The sequence below is a fragment of the Dokdonia sp. Hel_I_53 genome, assembly GCF_007827465.1.
GTDB lineage: Bacteria > Bacteroidota > Bacteroidia > Flavobacteriales > Flavobacteriaceae > Dokdonia.
In genome coordinates, this window is the sequence record NZ_VISL01000001.1 from 1,874,439 (window position 1) to 1,891,285 (window position 16,847).

Consider the following 16,847-nt stretch of genomic DNA (forward strand, 5'->3'; position numbering starts at 1 on the left):
GTTATGTATGTATAATTAAATTTTATTTGGGAAAAATTACTCTAAAAACGGTGCCTTTTCCTTCTTCTGTGGTAAAGGTAATAGAACCATCATAGGTTTCTACAATATTTTTTACCATGGCAAGCCCTAATCCCATACCACTGCTTTTTGTAGTAAATTTTGGTTCAAAAATTTTAAGCCTATTTTCCTCAGTAATCCCTACTCCATTATCACTTACACTAATTTCAACATCATTTTCTAAGTCATTGATATCTACAAGGATTTTAGGATTTTCTACCAGTTTTGTTGCTTGTACTGCATTTTTCACAAGATTTGTAACCACTCTTATTAATTGTGTTCGATCAAAGTTTGCGTGAATCTCCTCTTTATTAGATGCAAAGTGAATATATTGCTCATTAAAAATATCTAGAGACAACTTCACAATCTTTGGCACATCAAGCATCTCCGTTTGCTGGGCCGGCATATCAGCAAAGTTTGAGAAAGCACTAGCAATGCTACTCATAGTATCTATTTGCTGTATCAGAGTTTTGCTATATTCCTTAATCTTAACATTCACTTCTGGATCTTGAGGGTCAAAACGACGTTCAAAACTTTGTACTGTAAGTCGCATAGGTGTTAACGGATTTTTAATCTCGTGTGCCACCTGCTTTGCCATCTCACGCCAAGCGGCTTCCCGCTCATTTTGGGCAAGTTTTGCCGCACTGCCTTCTAATTGATCAATCATACCGTTATAGGCATTTACAAGAGTAATTAATTCTGAAGGCAACTCTGTTGTTTCTATTTTCTCATTGCGCTTATCCAGTTGGGTTTCTTTGATGTTGTCCTCAACAGTTTTTAAGGTCTTTGTTATGTATTTTGCAAGAAAGTAAGCTAGTACAATAGCAAGTATTACGATAAGTATTGTAATGACTACAAGTCGCCATAAAATCTCTCTCATCTCTTTATTAATAAAAGACTCACTGTCTTCATATTGTATTTCAAGTATGGCTAGAGGCTTATATTTAGGGTCATTTACATAAGAATAAGATAGTTGTTGAGAAATTTGACCGTCAATTTTATTTACATAACGCTTGTCTACCTCTGCTTCCAATTGTGCAAGTGTCTCTTTAGGTATTTTTCGCAGCTGTGGACTGTCAAAAAGTTCATTAGTAGACGTAATGAGTGGATTACCTTCTAAATCATACAACGTTAAATTTTCTCCTTGTACACTGGCAATTTCAAAAATTTCGTCTTTAAAAATTAACGGAATTTTATCTGTTTTGAGCTCGTAGGTAGTTTTTCTCAAAAAGAAATCAATCATCTTTCTTATAGATGACTCTTTACGTTCTAATCGCTCTTCATTATAATCATTGATTTGTTCTTTGTATTGAAAAAAAGTAACCAGAGCTATGAGTAAAAATGCTGCAAGGACTAGCCCGAGCATGGAGGTGAATATGGTAGTTCCTAAAGACTTTCGATTAAAATTGAGTATACTACGCATTTGGATTTTTGTCTTGTATTTTTTTGTACAACTTAATCCCAAGCATCAATAATACTGCCAGACCTATTAATCCACCTAGACCTAATAGCCAGTTTGTTGTACTTTTTGTCACCGCCAGAAAGACAACAGCAAAAAGAATGAGGGTTGCACCTTCGTTCCACAGTCGCATTTGTCTGGACGAATACCTATACATTTTTTCTTGTAAACCTCTATGTATGCGCCATGTTTTCCAATGGTATAAAAATAGAAGTGCAATAAAAGCTAACTTTATGTGCATCCAAGGCGCTCTAAAAAGTGCTGGGTTTATATAAAACATCAATCCGCCAAAAATTACCGTAAGTGCCATGGAAGGTGCTGTAATAATTTTCCAAAGACGGTGCGCCATTAGACCTAACTGTTTGCCCAATATTTCTTTTTCTGGAGATGATTTTTCACTGGCCTCTATTTGATACACAAATAATCGTGGCATATAAAAAAGCCCCGCAAACCAAGTGACTACAAAAATTATATGAAGCGATTTAAAATAGAGGTAGTATTCTCCCATAACATCAAAGATACAAAGGATTAGAAAATGAAAAAGGCGCAGAATTTCTTATGCGCCTTTAAAAATTATTCGAATGCTTCCTACAAGAATATGCTTAAGCCTCCATTTAAACCTATATTAGAGAATTTATATTTAGAATCAGATTCATCATCAGGATCTTTGATTGAACGATTACTATAAACTGCTTCAACATTTATAGAAATTGTATCATTTAAGAAAAAAGCTGCCCCAGCACCGACATTCCATTCAAATGATTGTTGTTTAAACTCATTATCTTGAATGATGGTAGGATCATTGTAACTTGGCTCGATATAAGGGTTACTAGTTTCAGTCTTTATAGAACCAAATAATACAGCTATATCTACATATGGACGTATTCTATTGTTTCCTAGATCAAAATAGTAAGTTGCAAAGGGTCCCAAATTTATATAACTTCCTGAGGATTCAATGCCTCCTGTTTTTGATTCATTTTTTGAAATTGAATAACCTAACTGTACGCCACCTACGAGGTTATCGATAATGAAATAACCAACGGATCCATTTAAGACAAAACTGCGATTCTCACGCTCACTAAAAGTTTCCCCTTCAAACTCATAAGAAGTTTTTGAAAAATTAAGCCCTCCATTTGTTGACGCTCCTAATAATAATCTACCTTTTCTTGTCGTATTTTCTCCACTACCACTCTCTTGAGCAGAGAGGCTAATTGTAAATAGAAATAGACAGAGTGCCTTAATTTTTTTAAATTTTGTCATTTTTGGTTTTATGATTGAATATTTTGATACAGGTGGCAATTTACAGAATAGTTAGTTTAGTTGACAAAACCATAATAAATAAATGCGCAGAATTTCTTATACGCCTTTTAAAATAATAAACTTCTCAAGTTACTCCTTTGCTTCCTCCACAAACAAATAATCTAATTTCAAGCTATTAAATTCTTCATTAAACGCAGCTACCTCAGCATCTAGCATATTGTCAAATGTTTCTAGTTCCTTATTAATTTGAGCAGTGAGTTGATTCTTAACGGCTATATCCTGCGCCGTTGGCGCAAAATCTCCCATCCCTACCAGGCTATTGAGGTGACCAAGTTTGTTAGTTAATTTAATGGGGAAGTTAAGCGGGTCTTGCCCTGATCGGTTTTTAGTTTGGTATAGCTCCTTTTCAATCTCGCCAAAATTTTCCTGCATTTTTTCAGCTTTTTCACGTAACGCTGTCGTGCGAGCATCATCTTCATATTGCGCTGTAAAAGATTTCAATTGCTCATTTATCTTTCTAATTTTCTTGATACTTTGGTGTGCACGATCAACCGCTGCATTTACCTCTGTTATAAAAGTATGCTGCGCTTTCATATCTGCTACAGTTGCCTCTGCATTAGGGTTTGCAAGTATTTCAAAGTTCTCAGTTTGTACTTTCCCGTCAACGTTGAGCGCTACTTTATAATTTCCTGGTACGGCTTTAGGTCCGTCTAGACTTGCCCACCATAAAATCATGCCGTCTAGCTTTTCGGCACCATCAATTCTGGTGTCCCAAGTAAAAAGATTCCCTCCTTTTTTAGCTTTTAATTGTTTGTCTTCCTTTTTTGCAGCGGTATTAAAAGACTGTAATGTATCGCCAGCCATGGTCATATAGGTAAGCGCAATGGTGTCATTTTCTTTGTCAAAATCTTTCAAATTAAAGTACGTCATCACGCCACTTGGATGATTTGTCCCTTCGGTAAGGCTCTTATTGCCACCACGGCCACCCATTCGGTAGGTAGCTTTGGGTTGGAATAATGTATCGGTTCCCGCTTTCGCGAAAGCGGCCTGACGCAACATCCCCAAGTCATCAATAATCCAAAGACTACGCCCTTGTGTAGCTACAATAAGGTTGTCGTTCTTAATGGTAAGATCTGTAATAGGAACAATAGGCAGGTTTAACTGAAATGATTTCCAGTTCATACCATCATCAAAACTGATATACATTCCGGTTTCTGTTCCTGCGTAAAGGAGACCTTTTTGCTTAGGGTCTTCACGTACAACTCTTGTAAAATGCTCGGCTGGAATTCCGTTAGTGATTTTTTTCCATGACTTCCCGTAGTCGGTTGTTTTGTATAAATAAGGTGTAAAATCTCCCAGTTTGTAACGTGTCCCAGCAACATACGCCGTTCCTTCCTCAAAAGCAGATGGCTCTACACTATTAATCATCATATTTACGGGCATACTCTTAGGGGTAACATTCTCCCAAGACTGACCGCCATTTTGAGTAACATGTATTAAACCATCATCACTCCCTGTCCACAATAACCCTTCCTTAAGTGGCGACTCTGCTGCTGCAAAAATGGTACAGTAATATTCTACACTCGTATTATCCTGAGTAATGGGTCCACCAGACGATTTCATTTTTTCTGGGTCATTAGTCGTAAGGTCCGGGCTAATGACTTTCCAGCTCTGCCCTTCATTCTCACTCACGTGAACACTCTGTGAGAAGGTGTATAATTTATCTGGGTCGTGTTTTGAGAAAATGATTGGGAAATTCCACTGAAAGCGGTATTTCATATCTTCTACACCGTGACCCATAGGGTTGTCTGGCCATACTGAAATAGATCGGACTGTGTTTCTATCGTGATTCACACGCGTTAAGAAGCCATCATAACTACCACCGTACACAATCTCATTGTTCTCTGGATCTACAGCAATATGTGCACTTTCACCACCAGCGGTGCTCTCCCAGTCATCCTCGCTAATGCTTCCCCCTTCGGTTCTATGCGGAATACGTATCGTACTATTATCCTGCTGCGCCACATAAATTCTATATGGAAATGCATTATCTGTAGTTACTCTATAAAATTGCGCCGTAGGTTGGTTCATATAAGTACTCCACGAGCGGCCACCATCATAAGATACTTGTGCACCTCCATCATCTCCTATAATCATACGATTAGGATCTTCTGGAGCGATCCATAGATCATGGTGATCACCATGAGGCGCGTTGTAGGTACTAAATGATTTACCACCATCAGTTGATTTGTGGTAACGCACATTTAATACGTATACCGTATTCTCATCTGCTGTGTCTGCATATAAACGAGTGTAATACCAAGCGCGTTGACGTAGCTTACGCTCATCATTAATTTTTTTCCAAGTAGTACCAGCATCTGTAGAGGTGTATAATCCGCCCTCTTCTTGGTTTTCTACCATCGCATACAGGCGATTACTATTTACTGGAGAAACGGTAATACCCATAATTCCTAAAATACCTTTTGCAAATCCTTCGTTGGTAGAAATTTCTTTCCATGTCTCCCCACTGTCTGTACTTTTCCATAGTGCAGACCCTTCTCCTCCAGAGCTTAAGCTGTACGGAGTTCTACGTGCATTCCAAGTAGTTGCATATAAAATACGTGGATTATTTGGGTCAATGATCAAGTCTACAACACCACTGTCTTCATTTGAAAACAGTGTCCTTTTCCAGGTTTTTCCACCATCAATACTTTTATAAACACCACGCTCTTGTGTAGGTTTATAGATATTACCCAAAACCCCTGCATAGACGATATCTGAGTTTGTGGGATGCACCCGTATTCTAGGCACATGTCTACTTTCTTTAAGTCCAGACTGCGCCCACGTTTTCCCCGCATCTTCAGATTTCCAAATCCCGTAACCAGAAGACACATTACCACGCAGAGTTTTTTCACCACCTCCTACATAAATAACATTAGGGTCGCTTTTGGAAACTTCCACCGCACCTATACTTCCGCCAAAGAAACCATCTGAAATATTCTCCCATTCTTTACCGCCATTAGTTGTGCGCCATACACCGCCTCCAGTGCTTCCCATATAAAAAAGATCTGGCTGCCCAGGCACTCCAGTGACTGCTGCACTACGCCCTCCTCTAAAAGGGCCAATAAGGCGATATTCTAGAGCGTCGTAGGCAGTTTCTTCTTGAGAAGTCTGAGCGTTACTATTAAATGAAAGACCTACTAATAGGAAACTTATAAGTAAATTAATTTTGCGCATTGTTTGCTATGGTGTTGATTCTGAATTAGAAATTTACAGAATTCTTATGAATGGCAGAAATGCGGTTGGGTATTTAACGCTTTCGCGAAAGCGAACTAGGCGTCAGAAGCTACGACCAAATTCTTTTTTACATCCCGTCTTAAAAAATATGCTGTTACAAGCGTAGACAAAATATCTGCAATAGGGAAGGCTATCCAAACCCCCCAAACGCCGAAATAGCGTGGTAATAGAAGTATAAGAGGTATGAGAAAAAAACCTTGTTTGCTCAAACTTAAAAACAAAGCAGGAACAGCTTTTCCAATAGCTTGAAAATAAACCCCTCCTATTAACTGAACAATAATCACCGGTGTCGCTGCAAATACCCATCGCAACGCATCTGGCGTACGATCTAAGAGTGCAGCATTATCTGTAAGGGTCTTTGCCGTAGCATTTTGATCGCTTATAAACCAGGACACAAAAAATCCTGGAAAAAGCATGATTACCGTAAAAATCATAAGTGCAAGAGCACCACCATATTTGATAGAGATATTAATACTTTCTCTCACTCTCGAATATTTGGTAGCCCCAAAGTTGTAACTGGCAATAGGCATAAATCCTTGTGTTATCCCAATCACAGGAAATAAGGCAAACATTAACATCCTACTTATGATTCCGTAGGTGGCGACGTCAAGTGCATCTCCATAACTTATAAGTACATTGTTGAGAAGAATAGTAAGTACTGAAATTACTCCCTGTCTAGCTAAGGTTACCCCGCTTAAACCTGCAATCTCTGAGACGACTTTCTTCTTAAGTTTAAGACATTCGGCTACGATTCTAAGTTCACTCTTAACGATGAAAAACCACAAGATAAATGCAAAACAAACCGCATAGCTTGTAAAAGTTGCCCAAGCGGCTCCTACCATCCCATAGTCTAGAACGTTAATAAGCAAATAGTCCATCCCAATGTTTCCTACAGCAGGTATGATTAAAGCAAACATGGCAAATTTAGGTTTACCTTCGGCTCTTATCACATTATTACCCATCATACACATGGCTAGCAAGACTATACCATAAAGGACAATGCGGTAATAGGTAAGTGCCATGTCTTTAAAAGAGGCATCTGCTCCAAAAAATTCAATGAGTGTGTCTTGAAAAATGAGTCCAATTACGGCAAGCAAACCAGATGAAAAGAAAGTAAGTGTTATTTGGTTACCAAATACCCGTAAGGCTTTATCATCATCTCCAGAACCTAATGCCCTCGAGAGTACAGAGCTCCCACCAATCCCTATTGCTAATCCAATGGCGGCTATAAAAAAGGTGACTGGAATGACCACTGTAATAGCCGATATCGCTAGCGGACCTATCCATCTTCCTACAAAGATGGTATCTACTATCATATTAAGCGACATCACAAGTATACCTATAGATGCTGGACCCGCTTGTTGTACAAGCAGTTTTGAAATGGGTTCAGTACCTAGAGCTGTGGAGTTTTTGGACAAATGTGACTAGATCAATACTGGTTATGCTATGGCCTTTCCAGACTCTACTATTCCCCACTCATTGATCCAACCGGCAAGAACTCCTGCCCAGTCATCTCGATCATTGATGCAAGGTATGGTGTGAAAATCATGTCCTCCTGCCTCGTGAAATATTTCTTCTCCTTCCATTGCTATTTCTTCCAGTGTTTCTAAACAATCAGACACAAAGGCTGGTGTTGCAATGGCCATTTTTTTAAACCCTTCTTTCCCCATACGTTCTATCGTACGATCTGTATACGGTTGTAACCAAGGGTCAAAACCTAAGCGTGATTGAAAACTTGTAGAATATGTAAGTGGTTCTAGATTGAGATACTCTCCTACTAATCGTGTAGTTTCATAACACTGGTGGCGGTAACAAAATTCGTGAGCTTTAGATTGTGACGCACAGCATGATCCATCAATTTTACAGTGCATGTTTGTCACATCACTTTTTCTAATGTGTCGTTCTGGAACGCCATGATATGAAAATAACAGATGCTCGTGAGCTACCCCTTCTAAACTTTCTGCAATAGCATCTCCTAGCACTTTGATGTATTCTGGCTTATTATAAAATGGCTTTACTTCAGTGATTCGCATTTTTGGAAAAAATTCATCTCTTAGCTCTTTTGCAAGCACGACAATAGTTTCTACAGTTGCCATCGCAAAATGTGGATACAATGGAAGCAATAATACTTCGTCTATTCCTTGGTCGTGTAGCTTCTGTAACCCCTTTTTTATAGACATAGAACCATAACGCATCGCAATCTCTACAGGAAGTTTTGTATGTGCTTGTACTTTCTTCTGCAAACGCTCTGTAAGTACAATAAGAGGAGAGCCTTCTTCCCACCAGATTTTACTATACGCCTCTGCACTTTTTTTAGGTCGTGTATTTAATATAATTCCCTTTACCAGCAATGCCCTCGCTGCATAGGGAACGTCTATCACACGCTCGTCCATCAAAAATTCATCTAAGTATTTTTTTACATCCTTTGGGTCTGTACTGTCTGGAGATCCCAGATTAACCATTAATACTCCTTTATTCATTAATTCAATTTTTATGCTGGACACTAAAATAGAGTGCGTTCTAAATATGAGACTTTCTTTTAAACGCTCTTACAAAAATACGATTTGTAGTAGGTTTGCTATAGAGGAATGTATAAGACTTTATGATAGTAGTATTGAGGTTTGTTACGCTTTCGCGAAAGCGTACTTCCATCAACCTAAACTCATCAGATATTTCTTAGGTGTCGTTCCAAATTTCTTTTTAAAAGCACTGATAAAATGACTTGCTGTACTGTAACCTACCTTTAATCCTACTTCATTTACGTTATGTGAGCCAGTTTCTAATAGTTGTCTCGCCACTTCCATTTTGTAATCAAACAAAAAGCTGAAAACTGAATCTCCATAAATTTGCTTGAAACCTTCTTTTAATTTATTTAAAGACAATCCTATCTCTTCAGAAAGCTCAGCTAGCGTAGGCGGGTTATCCATCCGGTCCATGATGATACGCTTGGCTTTTTTGATTTTTTGGACATTATCCTCGTCTACGAGAAATGGGCATTGCTCCACATCTACATCTGCCGGTCTATTAAAATATAGGCTTAAAAGCTCGTAGCTTTTACCCTTAAAATAAAGTTCTTTAACAGAATGGTGCAGGCTATAATTCATCAATTGGTTCAAAACAATCGCCATGCTCGGTGAGATATGACCATCTTTGTAATATTTCCTATTCTTATTATCGCCACTTAAAAACGTTATATAATTTGCTTCAGAAGAAAAGAGACTATGAAATTTTTTTATGGAAATCAAGACGGTAACCACCCAACTATCTGCATTAATTTCAAGATTTATAGGTAATTCTCGTTGTGGGTTATACAATAGCAATGAATTCTCTTCTGCTATGGGAAGCACATAACTACCATCATTAAAAAGAAACGCTGCAGCGCCCTTTACGCAAAAGTGAAATTGAATATAATTTTGAGGAATCTGCCGTTCAATTTTCTGTTTTGAAGAAGAGTCATTATTATAACGAAGGACATAAAATCCATCCTCAATACATGTTTCTTGAGCTAAACTTTGAGCGTTACTTTTGATTTCTTGACTCACAATAATGGATTGTTATTTATTTAGAATGATTCTAATTAACATTTCTTTTGGAATCTTCTCAGCCTATATATTGCGCTGCTTACCTACAAAAATAAGGCAAATGTGACTCTTATATTACCTTAGTCGACACAAATGATGCCGATAGCGTTATTTTTTTTAAATTCGGAAACTTATTTTTGCATCGCTTCAAACAAATACTCTTTTTTGAAAGAACAACAGTTTTATACCATAGGTCTTAGCTACAAAAAAGCAGACGCAACTACGCGTGGCCATTTTGCTATAGATGAAACTGCTCAGGAAGCTATTCTTAAAAATGCAAAGCAAGTAGGTGTTACATCACTTGTGGTTATGTCTACCTGTAATCGTACAGAATTATACGGCTTTGCACCAGATGCACTTACACTGGTTAAATTATTATGTGAGCACACCCACGGCACCATAGAAGAATTTTTGGATGTCGCTTATCTCTATAAGAACGAGGAGGCAATTGCGCACCTCTTCAAAGTGGGAACAGGACTTGATAGCCAGATTCTTGGAGATTTTGAAATTATTGGCCAACTCAAAATTGGCTTTAGAAGATCAAAAAAACACAAGCTTGTAAATCCTTTTATTGAACGTTTAGTGAACTCAGTTATTCAAGCTAGTAAACGTGTTAAGAACGAAACTGAAATATCAAGTGGAGCGACTTCTGTAAGTTTTGCCGCAGTTCAATACATCATGGCTCGAGTGCCTTTTATTTCAGATAAGAATATTTTACTGTTTGGAACAGGGAAAATTGGCCGTAATACGTGTGAGAACTTGGTCAAGCATACTAAAAATGAGCACATCACGCTTATCAATAGAACTAAAGAAAAGGCAGAGAAGATTGCTGGTAAGTTTAACTTACTTGTTAAAGACTACGCAAACATAGAAAGTGAGATTGCACAATCTGACGTATTAGTTGTAGCTACTGGCGCTCAAAAACCTACCGTTAATAAAGCAATTTTACACAGTAAAAAACCATTATTAATTCTTGACCTTTCCATACCAAAGAATGTTTCTGACGATGTGAAAGAACTGGATAATGTGACTTTAATTCATCTAGATCAACTATCAAAGATGACAGATGCGACTTTGAAGAGACGTCAAGGTTATATTCCTCAAGCAGAGGCTATCATTGAAGAAATTACAGCAGATTTTAATGAGTACTTGCAAACACGAAAGTTTGCCCCTACCATGAAAGCGCTTAAGCTTAAACTCAAAGAAGTCCAAGCTGCTGAAGTCGAGAACGTTCGTAAGAAAATACCCGATTTTAGTGAAGCAACTGCAGAGGCAATGAGTAAGAAAATTATTCAGAAAATTACAAATCAATTTGCACATCATCTTAGAAATGCAAATGGCAGTACAGAAGAAAGTCTTGCACTTATAAATTCTATTTTCCAACTTAATCAAGAGGATGTCTAAGACCATAAGAATTGGAACAAGAGATAGTGAACTAGCTCTCTGGCAAGCAAAAACGGTACAACATCAACTTGAATCCCACGGCTATAAAACGGAACTGGTTGCGGTAAAATCTACCGGTGATCTCATTCTAGACAAACCTTTATACGAATTAGGAATTACTGGAATTTTTACAAAAACCTTAGACGTAGCCATGTTGAAGGGAGAAGTAGACATTGCCGTACATAGTATGAAAGACGTTCCTACAGCTTTACCTATAGGAATCGTGCAAGCCGCGGTACTTGAAAGAGCAGCTACTGAGGATATTTTAGTACATAAAGGAAATCCAGATTATACAAAACCGTGCACTATTGCTACTGGAAGCTTACGTCGCCAAGCACAATGGCTCAATCGTTACGAAAACCATCAAACTACAGATTTACGTGGCAACGTAAATACTAGATTACAAAAGCTAGCAGATAATGATTGGACAGGCGCCATTTTTGCAAAAGCTGGTCTCGATAGAATAAATATTTTGCCAGAAAACTACGAAGTTTTAGACTGGATGATTCCCGCACCCGCACAAGGAGCGATGCTTGTTGTTGCGATGGAAGAAGATGCAATCTCTCTTGAGGCTTGCGCATTATTAAACCACAAACCAACTGCCCTTTGCACATATATAGAGCGTGAGTTCTTACGCACGCTAGAGGGTGGATGTACAGCTCCTATTGGAGCTTTGGCGGAAGTTATTGGCGACGAAATTAGATTTAAAGGAGTTCTATTTTCATTAGATGGTAAGACAAAAATTGAAGTAGAACAAGTAGTTTCTCAAGCAAATGCCGTAGGTTTTGGGACAGACTGTGCATTAGAAATTCTAGACAACGGAGGTCGTGAATTGATGAAGGCTATCAAAAGTAATTTGGCTAAAAAATAATTTATCATTCTCATATTGAGGAAATATTTATGACAGTCCTTTCCACAAAAAAACTTGAAACCAATCAGCGGGAATTACTTCTCAATGCTGGGATCAATTTTGTGGACTATGATGCCATTACTATAAAGCCTTTATCTTTCGATATTCCTTCTAGATTGGATCATGTTATTGTCACCAGTCAGAATAGCGTTCGGCAACTTATCAGATGTAGTATAAATTTTCAAGAATCCGTATTTTACTGTGTGGGTAGCAAAACTTCAGCGTTACTAAAGAAATATAATTGTGAAATTGCCCTTGCTGCTGAGAACAGTGCTCAATTAGGAAAATTAATCGTTGAAGATTACAACACCTTAGCATTTACCTATTTCTGCGGAAAACAGCGTAGAGATGAACTTCCAACAATTTTAAAAAAACACAACATTAGTTGTAACGAAATTCCGGTATATGAAACTCATCATAACGAGAAGTCATTTGACAGAGCGTTTGATGGGATTTTATTTTATAGCCCGAGTGGGGTTTCCGCTTTCGCGAAAGCGAACCCAACCTCAACAACCGCTTTTTGTATAGGAAATACGACCGCAAAAGAAGCAAATACATATTTTAACAACGTAATCATTTCTAACGCAAGCACCATTGAAAGTACGATTGCCAAAGTAGTTACAACTTTAAAAAAATCATCAATCTAGCCTTGATATCAATATTATGATTAAAAACGACTTATTTTTAAGAGCACTTAAAGGAGAAATTGTAGACCGTCCACCTGTATGGATGATGCGTCAAGCTGGCCGCTATCTCCCAGAATTTATGGAAATCAAGGCAAAGTATGATTTCTTTACACGCTGTCAAACTCCTGAGCTTGCTAGTGAAATTACAGTACAACCTATACGCCGCTATGGGATGGATGCTGCCATTTTATTCTGTGATATTTTAGTGATACCACAGGCAATGAATATACATGTGGAAATGAAACCTGGAATAGGGCCTTGGTTGCCTAACCCTATACGCTCTGCCAAAGATGTCGAGCAAGTAATCGTACCAGACATTGACGAAACCTTAGGGTATGTGATGGATGCCATTAAAATGACCAAAGAAAAACTTAATGACGAAATCCCACTCATAGGTTTTGCTGGTTCACCGTGGACTATTTTGTGTTATTGTATACAAGGGCAAGGTTCAAAAAACTTTGACAAAGCAAAAGAATTTTGTTTTACACAACCGCTTGCTGCGCATGCATTGTTGCAAAAAATCACAGATACTACCATCGCTTATTTAAAGAAAAAGGTTGCGGCTGGTGTAAATGCTGTTCAAGTTTTTGATAGCTGGGGAGGAATGTTATCTCCGGTGGATTATCAAGAGTTCTCTTGGCAATACATCCAGCAGATTATCGACGCACTTAAAGATGAATCTCCTGTAATTGCCTTTGGAAAAGGATGCTGGTTTGCGCTAGATGAAATGTCAAAATCTGGAGCTTCAGCATTAGGAGTAGATTGGACGTGTTCTCCTCAAAATGCACGTAAATTAACTGGTAACCGCATCACACTACAAGGTAATTTTGATCCAACACGTTTGTTTTCTCCACCTAGCGAGATCAAGAGAATGGTGCATGAGATGATTAACGCTTTTGGTAAAGACATGTACATTGTGAATTTGGGACATGGCATTTTACCCAATATTCCAATAGAAAATGCTGGTGCCTTTATAGAAGCTGTAAAAGAATATAAGGCCTAATGAATGTACTCTCTGTAGTAAAATCGATGGATTTTAGACAGCTATGGAGTTTATTCTGGCTGAGTGTAAAGCACTTGAGATTCGTGATACCCACCATTAGGGCAACACAAAAAACGATAGCGATTAGTGACGAGTTGTATGGTGATAAACACCATCAAAATGGCCCAGAAAACGGCTTTCGTCACGCCATATGGAATATTCTCATCGTTCAATATTGTGTAGAAAGAGGACGGTCACTAGATGCATCAATTGCTTGGGCAAAACTGATTACAGATTGGCATGAAGATTTTTCACCAAACGAACCTCTTGCCAGAGCGATGGACTTACATAACAATCAATTAGGCAGAGACCTCATTGAAGAGTTTCCAGCTGAAAATGAAGATTTTTTAGTTGCCCATCTTTTAAAAATGGTTCCGCTTTCGCGAAAGCGAACACTTGTCCAACAACTGGAAAATGATAAAGGTTTTTTAGTTCACATAGAAGACTAAATGACAGAAGAAGAATTTAATATTATTCCCCTTGAAGAAATAGAAGCTCAAGAACTACACAATCTTATAGCTAAAAATAAAGAGTTTTGGGGACGATACTTTCCCGTCACAATTGCAAAAACTGAGACCCTCTCAAAAACGCTTTTGTTTATTGCAGAACTGGCGTTGCAAAAAAGCAAGGAAGAATTGTTTTTATTCGGGTTAAGAGCTTTTGATACAGGTTTGTTAATCGGTATTATATATCTCAAAAATATTGATTGGGAATTGAAGGAAGCAGAGCTTGCCTATGCCATTGACAAAGGTTACAAGAATAGAGGTTGGACTTCCAGTGCGGTAACTAGCGTATCAGACAAGGCATTCAACATGGGTCTTAAAACTTTAATCATCATTGCTCACAAGTCTAACAAAGGCAGTGTTTCTGTAGCCAAAAAATCTGGCTATCTTTGGTCAAGAACCTTAAAAAATGAGTTTACTCCCACTGGAGAAGAACCATTAGATATGGAACTTTTTATACGTAAAAAACATTTAGTATGATAAAAGGTATTCTCAATGGACTATCAACCTATAGCAATTCCTTTAGCTTAATTTCAAAGCTAGGATTGTGGAAGTATTTTGCAGTCCCTATGATTATTAGTTTCTTGACTGCGGTTACTATAGGAATGATGGCGTGGGGCTTTTCTGATGATTTAGGTCACTGGATTGCTGGTATCTGGCCCTGGGAATGGGGTGCAGGAGGATTTGACACCATCGCGCAAATTGTAAGTGCATTGTTTATTATCGCTATTGGGCTAGTGCTATATAAGCATATTATTATGGCGTTTAGCGCGCCATTTATGAGTCCCGTGTCTGAAAAGATTGAAAAGCACATGCGCGGTGAGCATCACACCCATAGAAACACCTCTAATACAGAGCAGCTTATAAGAGGGATACGCATTAACGTACGCAATCTTGCTTTTGAACTTATACTTACCATCCCGATCTTACTATTAAATATTATCCCCCTCATAGGGAGTGTTACAGCTACCGTGTTGTTATTTCTCACGCAATCGTATTATGCTGGTTTTGGTAATATGGATTACACCCTAGAACGACATTATAAGTATAGACAAAGTGTAGACTTTGTAAAAGCTCATAAAGGCCAAGCGATAGGTAATGGTATGGTGTTTATGTTATTTCTATTAATTCCCGTAGTAGGTATTATTTTGGTCTTACCTATATCTGTAACAGCAGCCACCGTACAGACGATTAAATTGCTTGATCAAAAAGAAGAATTACCAGTATGAAAAAAGAATTTGTCAATTATATCCTCACGCTCCAAGATCAAATAACTTCTAAACTAGAGCAGGTTGATGGAGCGGCAACGTTCAAAGAAGATAATTGGAAGCGCCCAGAAGGTGGTGGTGGTCGCACGCGTGTGATTGAAAACGGAAATATCTTTGAAAAAGGAGGTGTTAACACTTCACAGGTGCACGGCGAGCTACCAGAGGCGATGCAACAGTATTTCGGGGTAAAGGATGCCAACTTTTTTGCTTGTGGATTATCGTTAGTCTTACATCCTAAGAGTCCGATGGTGCCAACTGTTCATGCAAACTGGCGCTACTTTGAGATGTATGATAAAGATGGAAATATTGTAGACCAATGGTTTGGTGGCGGGCAAGATCTCACTCCTTATTACCTCTATGATGAAGACGCTTTTCATTTTCACCAGACATGCAAAACCGCTTGTGATGCACACGATCCAAACTTTTACCCAAAATACAAAGCACGTTGTGATGAGTATTTTTACAACGCACATCGTAATGAAGGCCGCGGTATAGGCGGTTTATTTTTTGATTATTGTAAAGCGACAGAAGAGCGTTCTATGCAAGACTGGTACAATTTTGTAACAGAAGTGGGTGATAGTTTTTTAGACGCTTATGTGCCTATTGTAGAACGAAGAAAAGATACCGCTTTCGCGAAACCAGAAAAAGATTGGCAAGAAGTACGTCGCGGGCGTTATGTTGAATTCAACCTTGTCCACGACAAAGGAACGCTCTTCGGACTTAAAACCAATGGCCGTATTGAAAGTATTTTAATGAGCCTACCTCCAGTAGTACAATGGAAATATGATCATCATCCTGAACCAGGGAGTGAAGAGGAGCGATTAATTAAAGTATTACAGCAGCCGAAGGATTGGGTTTCCTAGTAAGTCACGACAAGATGAATTAAAATCTAACAAATGTCAAAGGAACTAAATTTAGAAGACTGGCAACAACAGATTGGAAAATTGATTATGTCCTGCACAAGAGTTGAATATGAGCTCTCTAAACTTTACAAGATCTGGCTTTCTAATAGAAATTTTTCAGATGACAGCTATGAAGAAAAATATAACAAATCTATAGGTATATCTAAACTAAATATTGGGGAGCATCACGAAATGATTCAACAGCTAGTAGAGATGAAAAAAATAGCTACTCATCGCCATTTAGTAGCTCACAACCCCGTCCACTATAGTAACGAATCATCTACCTGGAGAATTTTCAACTTAAAATCTAATAAAGAATCAATCGGCCTATTTGAACTTGAAGTTTTGGCAGAAAGAGCGGAAATACTTTCTCTAAAACTCTCGGCAAATCTTCGGGTTTTAATTAGATAATTTTCAAAAATCAACTAACCTATCTCCA

Annotated in this window: 16 protein-coding genes; 9 read left to right on the forward strand and 7 right to left on the reverse strand. The window is 38.2% G+C overall.

From position 1 onward, the window contains the following. Window positions 1–22: 22 nt before the first annotated feature. The 7 genes from OD90_RS08380 to OD90_RS08410 all read right to left on the reverse strand — a co-directional run bounded on the left by OD90_RS08380 (window position 23) and on the right by OD90_RS08410 (window position 9,621). Window positions 23–1,480 carry a sensor histidine kinase gene (locus tag OD90_RS08380; RefSeq protein ID WP_261374488.1) on the reverse strand — a complete coding sequence of 486 codons (1,458 nt, stop codon included), beginning with the start codon at window positions 1,478–1,480 and terminating at the stop codon, window positions 23–25. After that, window positions 1,473–2,024, reverse strand: coding sequence for a CopD family protein (locus tag OD90_RS08385; RefSeq protein ID WP_144668733.1), 552 nt, complete (start codon window positions 2,022–2,024; stop codon window positions 1,473–1,475). Before OD90_RS08385 ends, OD90_RS08380 begins: the two co-directional genes overlap by 8 nt. An 80-nt stretch (window positions 2,025–2,104) precedes the next feature. Next, on the reverse strand, window positions 2,105–2,776 hold the full coding sequence (locus tag OD90_RS08390; protein ID WP_144668734.1) for an outer membrane protein: 672 nt from the start codon (window positions 2,774–2,776) through the stop codon (window positions 2,105–2,107). Between the two features lie 129 nt (window positions 2,777–2,905). Further along, window positions 2,906–6,013 carry a WD40/YVTN/BNR-like repeat-containing protein gene (locus OD90_RS08395; protein WP_144668735.1) on the reverse strand — a complete coding sequence of 1,036 codons (3,108 nt, stop codon included), beginning with the start codon at window positions 6,011–6,013 and terminating at the stop codon, window positions 2,906–2,908. Window positions 6,014–6,108: 95 nt separating this feature from the next. Next, complete coding sequence (locus OD90_RS08400) at window positions 6,109–7,491, reverse strand: MATE family efflux transporter (protein WP_144668736.1); 1,383 nt, start codon at window positions 7,489–7,491, stop codon at window positions 6,109–6,111. Between the two features lie 21 nt (window positions 7,492–7,512). Next, a complete protein-coding gene (gene hemH / locus OD90_RS08405) occupies window positions 7,513–8,553 on the reverse strand; it encodes a ferrochelatase (protein ID WP_144668737.1) in 1,041 nt (346 codons plus the stop codon). Window positions 8,554–8,724: 171 nt separating this feature from the next. After that, on the reverse strand, window positions 8,725–9,621 hold the full coding sequence (locus OD90_RS08410) for an AraC family transcriptional regulator (RefSeq protein WP_144668738.1): 897 nt from the start codon (window positions 9,619–9,621) through the stop codon (window positions 8,725–8,727). A 129-nt stretch (window positions 9,622–9,750) separates the two neighbouring features. Between OD90_RS08410 and hemA the strand changes: the two genes are divergently transcribed. Genes hemA through OD90_RS08455 form a run of 9 tightly spaced genes read left to right on the forward strand, consistent with a single transcriptional unit; the run spans window position 9,751 to window position 16,819 of the window. Beyond that, a complete protein-coding gene (gene hemA / locus OD90_RS08415) occupies window positions 9,751–11,058 on the forward strand; it encodes a glutamyl-tRNA reductase (RefSeq protein WP_144669674.1) in 1,308 nt (435 codons plus the stop codon). Beyond that, window positions 11,051–11,968, forward strand: a complete 918-nt coding sequence (hemC, locus tag OD90_RS08420; protein ID WP_144668739.1) for a hydroxymethylbilane synthase — start codon at window positions 11,051–11,053, stop codon at window positions 11,966–11,968. Before hemA ends, hemC begins: the two co-directional genes overlap by 8 nt. Window positions 11,969–11,997: 29 nt before the next feature. Further along, window positions 11,998–12,654 (forward strand): uroporphyrinogen-III synthase, encoded by a 657-nt coding sequence (locus OD90_RS08425; RefSeq protein WP_144668740.1) that lies wholly within the window; start codon window positions 11,998–12,000, stop codon window positions 12,652–12,654. 16 nt (window positions 12,655–12,670) lie between these two features. Beyond that, window positions 12,671–13,696: a uroporphyrinogen decarboxylase gene (gene hemE, locus OD90_RS08430; protein ID WP_144668741.1), complete on the forward strand. Its 1,026-nt coding sequence runs from the start codon at window positions 12,671–12,673 to the stop codon at window positions 13,694–13,696. Further along, window positions 13,696–14,184, forward strand: a complete 489-nt coding sequence (locus OD90_RS08435) for a DUF6973 domain-containing protein (RefSeq protein WP_144668742.1) — start codon at window positions 13,696–13,698, stop codon at window positions 14,182–14,184. Before hemE ends, OD90_RS08435 begins: the two co-directional genes overlap by 1 nt. Further along, entirely contained in the window at window positions 14,185–14,718 is a 534-nt protein-coding gene (locus OD90_RS08440) for a GNAT family N-acetyltransferase (RefSeq protein WP_144668743.1), read from the forward strand. Continuing rightward, a complete protein-coding gene (locus OD90_RS08445; protein ID WP_144668744.1) occupies window positions 14,715–15,467 on the forward strand; it encodes an EI24 domain-containing protein in 753 nt (250 codons plus the stop codon). Before OD90_RS08440 ends, OD90_RS08445 begins: the two co-directional genes overlap by 4 nt. Continuing rightward, entirely contained in the window at window positions 15,464–16,369 is a 906-nt protein-coding gene (hemF, locus tag OD90_RS08450; protein ID WP_144668745.1) for an oxygen-dependent coproporphyrinogen oxidase, read from the forward strand. Before OD90_RS08445 ends, hemF begins: the two co-directional genes overlap by 4 nt. Window positions 16,370–16,402: 33 nt before the next feature. Further along, entirely contained in the window at window positions 16,403–16,819 is a 417-nt protein-coding gene (locus OD90_RS08455) for a hypothetical protein (protein WP_144668746.1), read from the forward strand. Window positions 16,820–16,847: the final 28 nt, after the last annotated feature.